The sequence below is a fragment of the Pseudomonas lutea genome, from assembly GCF_000759445.1.
Lineage (GTDB): Bacteria > Pseudomonadota > Gammaproteobacteria > Pseudomonadales > Pseudomonadaceae > Aquipseudomonas > Aquipseudomonas lutea.
In genome coordinates this window covers 349,530-361,194 of the sequence record NZ_JRMB01000003.1, presented here as the reverse complement: position 1 = coordinate 361,194, position 11,665 = coordinate 349,530, and the positions used below count along the sequence as shown (strand labels likewise).

Here is an 11,665-nt window from a genome sequence, read left to right as displayed (position 1 = left end):
AAGCACAGGAGAGCGCAGTGATAAAGCAACCCACAAAATATGCTCTCACTTTCAAGCAAGGCAGCGCAGTCCTTACGCGCAAGAGCTCAATTTATGCTAAGAAAAATCCCGGTATCGGACCTCACGCTGGGCATGTACATCCACGAGTTCTGCCGTCCTCGCGTCAATGATCCTTTCTGGACCGCGCACGTCGAGCGCGAACTTGATGACGATGCCGTACTGCGGCAGATACAGGCATCGACCCGTGAGGTCTGGATCGACACCCGACTGGGCAAAAGCCCCGTCGCCAGCCAGCAGGCTGAACAGGTCGTGGATGAATGTCCCGACCCTGTCAGTACTGCTCCGTGCAGCCTGGAAGTGGAGATGGCCCGCGCGCGCCTGATCTGTGGCCGCGCAAAGGCAGCCGTGATGACAATGTTCAGCGACGCCCGTATGGGCCGGGCGATGAACACCGAGGATGTCGATTTGTTGGTCGAGGAGATTTCGACATCCGTCATGCGTCACCCCCACGCGCTCATCAGCCTGTCGCGCCTCAAGACAACCGATGAGTACACCTACATGCACTCAGTGGCGGTGTGCGCACTGATGGTGGCGCTGGCTCGGCAGATGGACCTGGATGAAGACCAGGTACGTGAGGCAGGGGTCGCCGGGCTAATGCATGACGTCGGCAAAATGATGATCGATTCGGCCATTCTCAATAAGCCGGATCGCCTGACCTACGAAGAGTACGAGGTCATGAAACACCACCCTCAGGCCGGCCTGGAGATTCTTCAGGGCTGCGAGCGCGTGACGCGACTGGTAATGGACGTGTGCCTTCATCATCACGAAAAGGTCGACGGAAGCGGTTATCCCCATGGCCTGAAAGGCGACGAGATCAGTTTGCTCGCCAAGATGGGCGCGATCTGTGACGTATATGACGCCGTAACGTCGGACCGGCCCTATAAAAAGGGCTGGGACGCAGCGCACTCCGTACGCGAAATGGCCTCCTGGAAAGGCCACTTTGACGTGACGATTTTTCAGCACTTCGTCAAAACCGTGGGAATTTACCCCGTCGGCGCGCTGGTTCGGCTGAAAAGCGAACGCCTGGGCGTGGTGGTCGAACAGGACGAAACCTCCCTGTTGCACCCAAAAGTGAAGGTGTTTTTATCCACCCGGACCAGGATGCCCTTTGAGCCTGAGATCATCAATCTGGCCAGTCCGGCAGTCCAGGACGGCATCGTCAAATTCGAGCTGGCTGAAGACTGGGGCCTGCTGGACGTCAACAGCATGTGGGCGGGTCAGCCCGCAGCCTGATCCGCGGGCCGACGCCGCCGGCGTACCTCCACGTCAGGGAACGGTAGGCGCAGGCCTGCGTCGCAGAGGGATGATGCCGACCTGCATGCCGAAGGGCGTGAACACCGCATTGAGTGTCTGTAAGGTGGGATTGCCCTCGTCCTGCTCCAGCTGGCGCAGAGTGCGGAGGGATATCTTGCACATTTGAGCGAACTGCTCCTGACGCAACCCGGTTATTTCGGTTCGAAGCCGTTTCACTGCGTGGCCCATCGAGACAGTCCCGTCCAGAAGCTGGGCCCGAAGCTCATCAAGGATGAGTCCGCGTTGGCGTATATCGTCGCTCACAGCAAACCCCACTGCTTGAGGGTTGCATCGAGCCGCGCCAGCATGACGCGTGGGTGATTGAATGTCTTCTGCGGCAATCCGATTTCACTCAGCAGATCAGGCAATGCCCGTAAACGTTGGCAGTCATCCCGGAGTCCTTCAAACAGTTCCTCCGGGTCGACCCAGGCGGACAATGCCCGGCACGCTTCGCGCCAGTCCACTTCACCGGCGCGTTCGATAGGGCTGGGCCATTTGGTGGTACGAGTTACGCCTTCATCGTCCATGACCATGGGCGCCAAATCATAAATGGGCGCCAGGGAAAGGCGCTGCTGATCGCGCAGGATCGACGTATTGCGCCCGTGGTTGTCGCTGTTCCCCAGAATCTGATTGACCAGGTCGCGGCGCAGGTACTCCACCACCAGTTGCGGAATATCCTTTTGCTGACCGTTTGCTGACCAGGCATCAGCCAGCACACTCACCGCCTGAACGTGTGTCATGTATGCACCGGGACGGGTGATATCTGCCAGGGAGTAAACCGACTCCACCGCCAGCCTTTGCACGCCGCCCCCGACCAAGCTGCGATCAAAGCGCTGCATCCACAGGCTGGGCTTGCGGGCTTCTTCAAGCGTCATGCCTTCGCACGGTACGGTCCGCTCACCCAAGCGCTGCAGCGCCTGGTAGTAGCAAAACTCGCTTCTAAGAATGGTGCGATCGGTATCGTTGCCCTTATTTCGCGAAAACTTCACGAACCAGTGCTGGCGGACGTCGCTGTCCGGGAGCGCTGCATCCGGGTGCAGCCGCCCTTCTGAGTCCTCCACCAGCAGCAGTTTGGGCGCCTCACCCCCTGCTCCCGTTGCCCCCCCCACGGCTGCGCCTTGTTCGTACGCATATTCCAGAAAGCGGCTGTCCCGAGCGACCACTTCGGCCCGGTCAAAACCGATGCTGCTGGCCTGAGACAGGGCTTCGAAAGATTCCTTGATGCGCATATGCCCGACGGGCGCTGGCGTACAGCGCTGTAACAGCACCAGATCGGCCGGGTAATTTTCACCGCCCGGCAACGCAAGACGCGCCAGCAAAAAACGGCGGGCCGCGCCCGCAGGAATAATGTCGTGCAGGAAGGCCGGCAATCCAGCAGTTCTGAATAGATCCCAGCCCAGTGGTACTCGAGCGCTCACAGAGGGCGAAGTCGGACGCGCAAGGGCATTCAGGTGGTCCACCAGAAACGCCTGCTCGTAGGCAAAGCTGCACGGGCTGTCCAGCCCGGCCTCAGGCTTATCGACATCGATACGCATCGCGTCATGCCAGTGGCCTGCCAGGTGGAGTTGGAGGGTCAGCTGCATAAAAGCTGCTCGGCAATTTAATGCCTAAACAATAGGACCTAATAACGAAAAAGGCAATTTAATGCCTAAAAACACCGAGAAACGAAGTTCTTCGGCAATTTAATGCCGAATTCTCAATTCAATAATCCCATCTCCTGTGCCCGTGCCACTGCCTGAGTCCGTCGTTCCACGCCGAGTTTGCTGTTGATGTGGCTGGCGTGGGTTTTGACGGTGTGCAAGGAGATAAACAGGCGCTCGCTGATTTCCTGATTCGAACACCCCTGCGCGATCAGCTGCAGCACGCCAAGCTCCCGGGCGCTCAGGCTGTCGCTGCCGTGGCAGGTTCCCGGCTCACTGATGACCCCAAGGCACAGTGGGCCATCGCCGTGAGCGGAAAGAGGAAGTTGCTGGAGCAGGTAGTCGACCAGGCGGCACGATGGCCGTTTGCACAATTGCTCGCGCAGCCACTCGGGGTGACGGCTAATCAATCGCTGGAATGGCAAGACTGCCCCGCCCGTTGCGAGTTGGAGACTTTGCACGAAGAGGGCCTCGGCCTCAGGCGCGCGTGATGAGTCAAGCAACAGCAGGAGGTGTTGGCTGAGGGCATTAAGGCCGAGCAACCCGGCGCCAACCCCTTCGGCATACTGCCGAAGTGTCTGAAGTCGTGCGATGGCTTCGTCCGTGCGCCCTTGAATGTGGTCGAGAACGGCCCGAAGCGTCTCGATCTGTTGCGGCAATTGCGGCGAGCATTCGGGCGCCGCGGCGGGTTGGTTACCGCCATAGGTTTGGCCCAATCGCAGCAGCCAGGCATCGGCAAGGTCGATGCGGCCCTGAGCCAGCCAGAGCTCACATTTGGCCAAGGTAATCATTGCCAGGTAGTAAACCGGCGGGACGTCCCAGATGTGCATCAGCCGTTCGGCCTCGGCCAGCTCGGCGAAAGCCTGCGCATATCGCCCCTCGCGCCCTTCCATGCCGGCAATCACGCAATGCCCGATCAGCACACTGATGTCTCGGCAGGCGCGCGCTTCGGCCAGCCCGGCATCAAGCCGCTCGCGCCCCGCTTCTGGCTGAAGAAACTGCACCAGCAGATAACCTTCGTACAACGTCAGCCTGGCGCGTACGGCGTACAGCCGCTGAGTGGACAAACCGTTGAGACGGCGCAAGCCCTGGCGCACTTCCTCCATCGAACGAAGCGTCTCGCCCCGAGCCTGCAAGGTGCGGGCACGATCATAGTGCGCCAGTGCCTCGAACAGCGGATTCGCCACCCGCTGCGCCAGCTCCAGTGCGTCACGGTTCAGCGCCCTGGCGCCCCATGAATCTCCTTCGGCGATGGCCAGATTGGCCAGCGTCGAAAGACACAGCAGCCGTTGGCCATAACGCCTGGGAGGCAGACTGGCCAGCGCTTCGCCGCAGTATCGACGGGCTTTTTCGCTGTCACCGCGGCCCCGGGCGATGATGCCGCTCAGCGCCAGCCATTGCGCCAGCATGGAGTTTTGAGCCGTCGCAGACGGCGCTGGCAGGAAGCGACTGAGATGATTGCCCAGCTCCTCGGCCGCATCCAACTGACACGCCAGACCCAGCGCCCAGGCATACAGCACGATCAGACGCGGCGTACTGACCAGCAGGCTGTCGGGCAAATCCATTTTCCAGCGCAACAGCATGCCGACGTTCTGTTCGGCCAGCAGTTGCTCTTCGGAAAGGTTCTGCACCAGATTGGCCGCCACATCCAGATGCCCTGCACGCAGCGCCTGCTCGATGGCCTCATCAAGCAAACCCTGTTCGCTAAACCAGCGGCAGGCGTTCAGATGCACCCTGCGTTGCTGTGGTGTCACGTTGTTTCCGGCACGCGCGCGCAGCAAATCGGAGAACAGGTGGTGATAGCGGAACCAGCGACCGTGCTCGTCCAGCGGGACTAAAAAGACCTGATGCGCTTTCAGGTAATCCAACATCTGGACGCTGTCGTGGCTGTCCCGCGCTGCATCGCACAAGGCACTGCTGAAGCGCTCAAGGCAGGCGGTTTCATAAAGAAATGCCTGAACGTCTGCCGGTAGACAGTCGATTACTTCCTCGAGAAGGTAGTCACGGATCAGTCCCTCGCCGCCATTAAGCTCCTGAGTCAGCGCGTTGCTGCCGGCCTCGTGCGCCGCCAGCAGCCAGAATCGCAAGCCGGCCACCCAGCCTTCGCTGCGTTGAAGCAGTGCGCGCAATGCCTCATCGCTCAGAGAATTTCGCTGCTGATCCAGCACGGCCAGCGATTCATCGTCGGTCAGCCGCAGATCCTGCTCGGACAGTTCAAGCAATTGACGTGACAGGCGCAGACGCGCGAGGTGCCACTCAGGCCGCTGACGGCTGGTGACTAAAATGTTCATGCCCGCAGGCAGGTGATTGAGGAGAAACTGCAAGCAACGGTCCAGGACCGGGCCCTGTACCAGATGATAGTCATCGAGCACCAGCAACAGCGGCTTGCTCAACATCAGGTGCATCGCCAGCTCATCCAGCAAACCGTCCAGCCATTCTTCAAAGGCAAAAGGCTGATGGCGCTGACGCATTTTGAGAAGGCCGAGGGCCTGGCCACCCAACTGAGGAAAAAACTGCTGCAGACCACTGAGAAGCCGTTCAAGAAACCGGCCCGGGTCGCTGTCTCGATGGCTCAGGCCGAGCCAGAGATTCTGCCACTGAGCGGGCAGACTCTCGCAAAACTCCACCGCCAGCGAGCTTTTGCCGAACCCGGCCGGCGCACTGATCAGCAACAACCGCCCTGACAAACCGGCACTCAGCCGCTCGCACAATCGAGGCCTCGATACGTAGCCTTCAGGCAGCGGCGGACGGAAGAAACGGCCTTCCAACGCAGTGACTGCGTGATTTGCGAATCCTTGCAAACGCGACAGATCAGTCATGGCCGGCTCTTGTTGGAGTGCTTGTTGTTCGGCGTTCAGATGTCGGGAGACTAGCGGCTATGGACAGCCTTTAGAACAGTGTTAGACGAAAGACTGTAAGAAAACATATCCAATCAACAGGGCGAATGTCGGTTTATATGTCTGAGGGCGGGTGTTTGCGATGGCGGGGGTAGAGGGGCAGCGCGGTGGGCGGATTAAAAAACACCCCGACCGGTTGGGGTGTTTCCTTTCTGCTCCATGGGGTTCAGCCATAGGGTGAAACAGCGGAGGACTTCAGTGCGCTGCAGCTGTGATCAACATTGCACGCTCTCCGCTCATTCAGTCAGCCCTTAGCGCACGCCGTCCTGGCGCAGTGCGTTGGGCGAGAAGTCGCTGGCGGTGGCCGTGAAACCGAAGTCGTAGGCTTTCTTCTCCTCGTTCTTCATGCCCAGCGCCAGATAGCGACCCGACTGCAGGTCGTACAGGGTTTCCAGGGCATACCACGGCACTTGTTTGTCGTAGTAGTTCTCGGCATGAGCTTCCGCCACGCGCCACAGTTGGCCACGACCGTCGTAGTGATCAATGACCGACGCCTGCCAGGTGTCTTCGTCGATGAAGAAATCACGCTTGGCGTAGATGTGGCGTTGGCCTTCTTTCAGCGTGGCGGTGACGTGCCACACGCGTCGCAGTTCATAGCGCGCCAGATCCTGATTGATATGGCCAGCCTTGATGATGTCGGCGTATTTCAACTTCGGATCGTCGAGCTTGTAGCTGTCGGACGCGATGTACAGCTCCTGCTTGCCGATCAGCTTCCAGTCGTAGCGGTCAGGCGCGCCGTTGAACATGTCGAGGTTGTCGGAGGTGCGCAGCCCATCGGCGGCAGTACCCGGCCCGTCGTACGACACCTGAGGGGCGCGGCGCACCCGACGTTGACCGGCGTTGTACACCCAGGCCGCACGAGGCTCTTTGACCTGATCAAGAGTTTCGTGAACCAGCAGCACGGACCCCGCCAGACGCGCCGGCGCAGTCACTTCCTGCTTGAAGTAGAACAGGATGTTGCCCGGATTCTTCGGATCGAAATCCTTCATCTTGTCGCGGAACACGAACTCGTCGTGGAAATACACCGGGTTGAACGAGCCGTTGGTCTGCGGCGTCGCCTGGGTCACCAGCCGGGAGACGCTGCCGCCACGATAGCGCGTGATGTGGTTCCAGATCACTTCGAGGCCGTCTTTTGGAATCGGAAACGGCACCGCAGTCTCGAAGTTCTCCAGCCCGTTGCCGCCGCCGACCAGCTTACTGTTGGTGGCGTTCTTCTTTATCGAGGCGAACACCTCGGCCGGCACGGTCGCGCCGCGATGGGAAGGGTAAACCGGCATTTTGAAGGTGTCCGGGTAACGCTTGAACATCGCGTACTGGCCCGGGGCAAGCTTGTCCTTGTACTGGTCCACGTTCTGCGCGGTGATGGTGAACAGCGGCTTCTCGTTCGCGTAGGGATTGGCGAGGAAGCCTTTAGCATCCACGGCACCCGCATTGGTCGGCATCGGGCTCCAGGCCGGAATGGTATTGGCAGCGTTCCCGGCCTTCTCGGCTCCCATCGGGGTCAGCGTGGTGCCCAGCTTGGCGGCTTCGGCGTCAGACACCGCTGCCATCACGCTGGTCGCCAGCAACGACAGCCCCAGCACGCCAACCTGCAACAGACCCTTCGTGATTTTCATTTTCATAATTGTCCTTAGAAGTTCATGCCGAAGCTGAGGGCCACAAAGTCGCGGTCATCCACAGTGGTGTACTTGCCGTCGAAGAAGTTGGTGTAAGAAAGGTTCGCGGTGTAAGTGTTCTGGTACTCGGCGTCGAGGCCCAGACTGACCGCTTTGCGACCTTCCTCGAAGTTACCGCCGGGGCCCGGCGAGTAGCCGTCGACGTCGTGGGACCACGCCACACTCGGGCGCAGGTTTACGCCGGCGAAGACGTTGTTGTAATCCCAGATGGCACGGGCGCGATAACCCCACGAATCGGTGGTAGTAAAGCCTTCGTTCTCGCAGTAACGACTGAGGTTGTTCTGCGCGGCAGTGCCCAGGGTGCTGGCGTTGAGGGTTGTGCACTGCCCACCCGGCAGCGGACCAGGCCCGTAACTCGGGTCGCGGCCATAACGCAGCTTGGAAGTGCTTTCCAGACCACCGACGTGGGTCCAGCCCACCTCACCCACCACGGTCAGCCGTTCGGCGCCCATCACCTGATCGAAGAAGTGCGTGAAGGTTGTCTGCGCCTGGCTGATCTCCTTGCGGCGATAGCCTTTCTGATCCTGGCCTGGCGCGCCTTGCAGCAGCGCAACGTTCGGATTCAACGGCGTGAGCCCGGAGAAGAGAATGTCGGTGGTGTTCAGCTGCACCGGTGCGTTCGGGCGGTAGCTGAGTTCGCCGCTCCAGGCCGTGCCGGTGGGCAAGGTGGTGGAGAAGCTCAGGCCGAACAGGTGGATGTCTTCCGGGTATTCGACGTAGTAACTAGAGTTGCCGGCGACCACCACAGGCAGCAGGGTCGGAGCAAGACTCGCCGCAACACCGCGAGGGACTCCGTTGCTTGCCAAACCTCCGACCAGGCCCGCTGCGCTGTAAGCACTGGCCGGCCCACCCTTGCCGCTGAAGATCGGCAGACGGCTGTGGTAATTCATGTAGTAAGCGCCAAACTCGGTGTCCAGCGGCTCGAAGTTGTAGTGCATGGCGAGGCCGTACTGGCCACTGTCCCGCGCATCGCGATCAGGGCCGCGAGCGACCACCGCACCCTCGTCAGGATTGCCAAAGGTCACGCCGCGCGCTGCCAGCGTTCTTTGAACAGGGCCACGCAACGCGGCAGGCAGAGCGCCATTGAGGCTATTGCGGGTACGCAGCACCGCCAGGTTGCTGTTGCAGCCATCCGCGATCACGTCCGGCTGCGAGAAGAAAGTCCCGCAGTTGTCGACGACAGTCTGATCCCATTCCAGCTGGTAGAAACCCTCTGCCGAAAGGTTTTCGGTCAGACTTTGCGACAGGTAAAACATGTTGACCGGGATCAGGCCTTCCTTGATCTCCGAGCCTGGACGACGGAACGCGGACACGTCGACCGGGTTGATGCTGTTGATGCCGCCCTGGATGAACGTACTTTCACCCCAACTGACGACTTGCTTGCCGAGACGCACCGAACCCGGCTCATCAGCGATGGAATAGTTGTGGTACACGAATGCGTCGAGCAGTTCGAAACCTGAAGATTTGGCGCCTTCCTTGCGGCCCGAGTCACTGATGTCCTTGAACTCGCGGCCTTCATCCTTGAGTTCAAAGTCGTACCAGTACTTGCCTCGCAAGAACACGCCAGTGTCGCCGTACTTCAACTCGAGATCGTGGATGCCCTTGAAGATCTTGGAAAAGGTCTCGCCTTTCTTGAAATTCAGGTGACCGTCGTCTGACGTCTGCGAAAGCCCATGCCCACCATTGTTGGAGCCGATGAGGTTCTTGTTGGCATTCTCGGTGGACCAGCTAGCCCCTACAGAGAGCGACGAGTCGAAGTTGCCTTCGATTTCCCCGATATTGAAGCTGACGCCGAACGCAGGACCGGCGAGCGTGGAAGCGAGGCTGACGGCCAGGGGCAATTTCGCCCGGCGCCAGAACAGGTTTGCTGATGTCATCGACGCTACTCCATGTGCTTTTATTTTTATGGCAGTGGGTGCTCTCAGAAACGACTCAGGCGGACGGGCCGCAGTGCCTGGTGTCAACGCCGGTCGGGCAGCCAATCAACTGCGAAACGAGCCATGCGCTTTTTTCCGGTACCTACCGCCGACTATAGCCAGCAGGTGCTACTGCTTGATCCCTCTAAAGTGTGATTTACAGCGTCAACGCTTCTGCCGCGCCGATCGCGCACTGGCAGTTCACAACCCGTAGGGAGCATGGCCGAAAAAGAAGGATTGGCAAGGAAGACGCCGGAATAGAGCCTTCGCGGCACATTTTCATGGGACGACGCCGATAAAAATGGCCGCGGGCAGGAGCGTCAGAGCGTAGAGAGGAAGGTGCTGTTGCTGGCCTGCCACTGGAGAATGTTCAGGCGTATCTGCTTTTTGTCGAGCTTGCCGACACTGGTCTTGGGAATTTCGGTAACAAGGGCGATCTGACTTGGAATCGCCCACTTGTTGATGTGCCCCTGCTCGACAAACGGCTTGAGGTGTTCCTTCAGCGTCCGGGCATCAAGAACATGGCCCTCGCGAACGACCAGCAGTGCGAACGGCCGCTCCCCCCACTGAGGATCGGCCACGCCCACCACCGCGACTTCACGCACTCCGGGATGGCGGCTGCAGAGATCTTCCAGCTGCAGGGAAGACACCCACTCCCCGCCGGTTTTGATGACATCCTTGATGCGGTCGCGGATGTCGATCCCGCCCATGCTGTCCAGCGTTGCCACGTCCCCGGTGTGCAACCAGCCTCCCGCCCACAGCTCTGCGCCCTTTTCCGGCTCGCGGAAATAACCTCCACTCAACCACGGCGCGCGCAATACCAGCTCACCCTGGGTTTCGCCATCGGAAGGGAGGAAATTACCTTCGCCATCGACAATCGCCGCCTCGACCAGCACACCCGGTGCCCCGGCCCTGAGTCTATACGTGGTGCGTTCATCTTCACCTGCGGCCATCAGGTCATCGTTGATATGCGCCACCGAGACCAGAGGCCCGGTCTCGGACATGCCATAAGCCGCCGACAGCTGAATGCCCCTGGCCTTGGCCGCTTCGTACAGCGAACGATTGAGCGAGCTGCCGCCGATGATGATGTTCCAGCCGGTGAAGTCCATGCCCTCAGCAGCCCTGGCGTTGAGCACCATCTGCATGATGGTCGGCACGCAGTGGGAAAACGTGACCTTCTCTTTTTGCCACAGCGCCACCAGCAATTCGGGATCGTAACGGCCGGGGTAGACCTGCTTGACCCCGAGCATCGTCGCGGCATAGGGCACGCCCCACGCGTGAACGTGGAACATGGGCGTGATCGGCATATAAACCTTGTCCCCGCCGAGCATGCCCTCCACGCTGCCCAAAATCGTCGCGATCGCCAGGGTGTGCAGCACCAACTGGCGATGGGTGAAATACACGCCCTTGGGATTTCCGGTCGTGCCCGTGGTGTAGAACGTGGTCGCCACCGAGTTTTCGTCGAAGTCCTCGAACTCGTAGTGCGGACTCGCCGCAGCCAGCAAGGCCTCGTATTCGCCGAAAAGATCAGGCAGGTCAGCGGACTTGTCGTCGGCGTCTGTGAGCAGAACGGTTTTTTCCACCGTCGTCAGCTGACCGGCAATGGCGTTGTACAGAGGGACGAATTCGCTGTTGACCAGGACGACCTTATCCTCGGCGTGGTTCATGGTGAACAGGATCTGCTCGGGGGACAAACGCACGTTGACGGTGTGAACGACGGCACCAATCATCGGGATCGCAAACATGCATTCCAGGTACCGATGGCTGTCCCAGTCCATCACCGCTACCGTGTCTCCGGCCTTGACCCCTGCTGCAGTGAGCGCACCGGCGAGCCTGCAGATGCGCTCGTTGAGCATTTGGTAGGTAAAGCGCGAATGATCCCGGTAGACGATCTCACGGGTCTTTTCGTAACGCGCGCCGGACAGGAGCAGTCGCTTGATCAACAAAGGGTACTGGTAAGCGCCTTCGGCGGGCGGAATCACGCGGGTGTGCAGCATAGGAATCCCTTGTCACGGTGCAGTGGGGGGCTGGAACTATGCACTCTAGAGCCTTGGGGCGTCGATTAAATCAGCCGAAGGGATGAATCGTGTCAGCGCACGTCACCGACGTCCATGCGGTATTGGGTTGTCAGCCAAAGGATATAAAAACAAGACCAAACGCAGACGGATCATCTGCGTTTGGTC

General features: G+C 59.9%; 7 protein-coding genes. 1 reads left to right on the top strand and 6 read right to left on the bottom strand.

Going from position 1 to position 11,665, the window contains the following annotated elements:
- The first annotated feature begins 93 nt into the window (after positions 1–93).
- Positions 94–1,293 (top strand): cyclic di-GMP phosphodiesterase, encoded by a 1,200-nt coding sequence (locus LT42_RS22420; RefSeq protein WP_037018343.1) that lies wholly within the window; start codon positions 94–96, stop codon positions 1,291–1,293.
- Positions 1,294–1,326: 33 nt separating this feature from the next.
- On the opposite strand, the gene LT42_RS22415 is transcribed toward LT42_RS22420, so the two are convergent.
- From LT42_RS22415 to LT42_RS22390, 6 genes are all read right to left on the bottom strand, one after another.
- Positions 1,327–1,617, bottom strand: coding sequence for a helix-turn-helix transcriptional regulator (locus tag LT42_RS22415; RefSeq protein ID WP_037018341.1), 291 nt, complete (start codon positions 1,615–1,617; stop codon positions 1,327–1,329).
- Positions 1,614–2,936 carry a type II toxin-antitoxin system HipA family toxin gene (locus tag LT42_RS22410; protein ID WP_037018338.1) on the bottom strand — a complete coding sequence of 441 codons (1,323 nt, stop codon included), beginning with the start codon at positions 2,934–2,936 and terminating at the stop codon, positions 1,614–1,616. The genes LT42_RS22415 and LT42_RS22410 overlap by 4 nt, the downstream gene beginning before the upstream one ends.
- Before the next feature lie 113 nt (positions 2,937–3,049).
- On the bottom strand, positions 3,050–5,812 hold the full coding sequence (locus tag LT42_RS22405) for a winged helix-turn-helix domain-containing protein (RefSeq protein WP_037018336.1): 2,763 nt from the start codon (positions 5,810–5,812) through the stop codon (positions 3,050–3,052).
- 329 nt (positions 5,813–6,141) lie between these two features.
- The gene (locus tag LT42_RS22400) at positions 6,142–7,506 is read right to left on the bottom strand and encodes a DUF1329 domain-containing protein (RefSeq protein ID WP_037018583.1); all 1,365 of its coding nucleotides are present in this window, start codon (positions 7,504–7,506) and stop codon (positions 6,142–6,144) included.
- 14 nt (positions 7,507–7,520) lie between these two features.
- Positions 7,521–9,443 (bottom strand): DUF1302 domain-containing protein, encoded by a 1,923-nt coding sequence (locus LT42_RS22395; protein ID WP_037018333.1) that lies wholly within the window; start codon positions 9,441–9,443, stop codon positions 7,521–7,523.
- 359 nt (positions 9,444–9,802) lie between these two features.
- Positions 9,803–11,479, bottom strand: coding sequence for a fatty acid--CoA ligase (locus LT42_RS22390; RefSeq protein WP_037018330.1), 1,677 nt, complete (start codon positions 11,477–11,479; stop codon positions 9,803–9,805).
- Positions 11,480–11,665 lie beyond the last annotated feature (186 nt).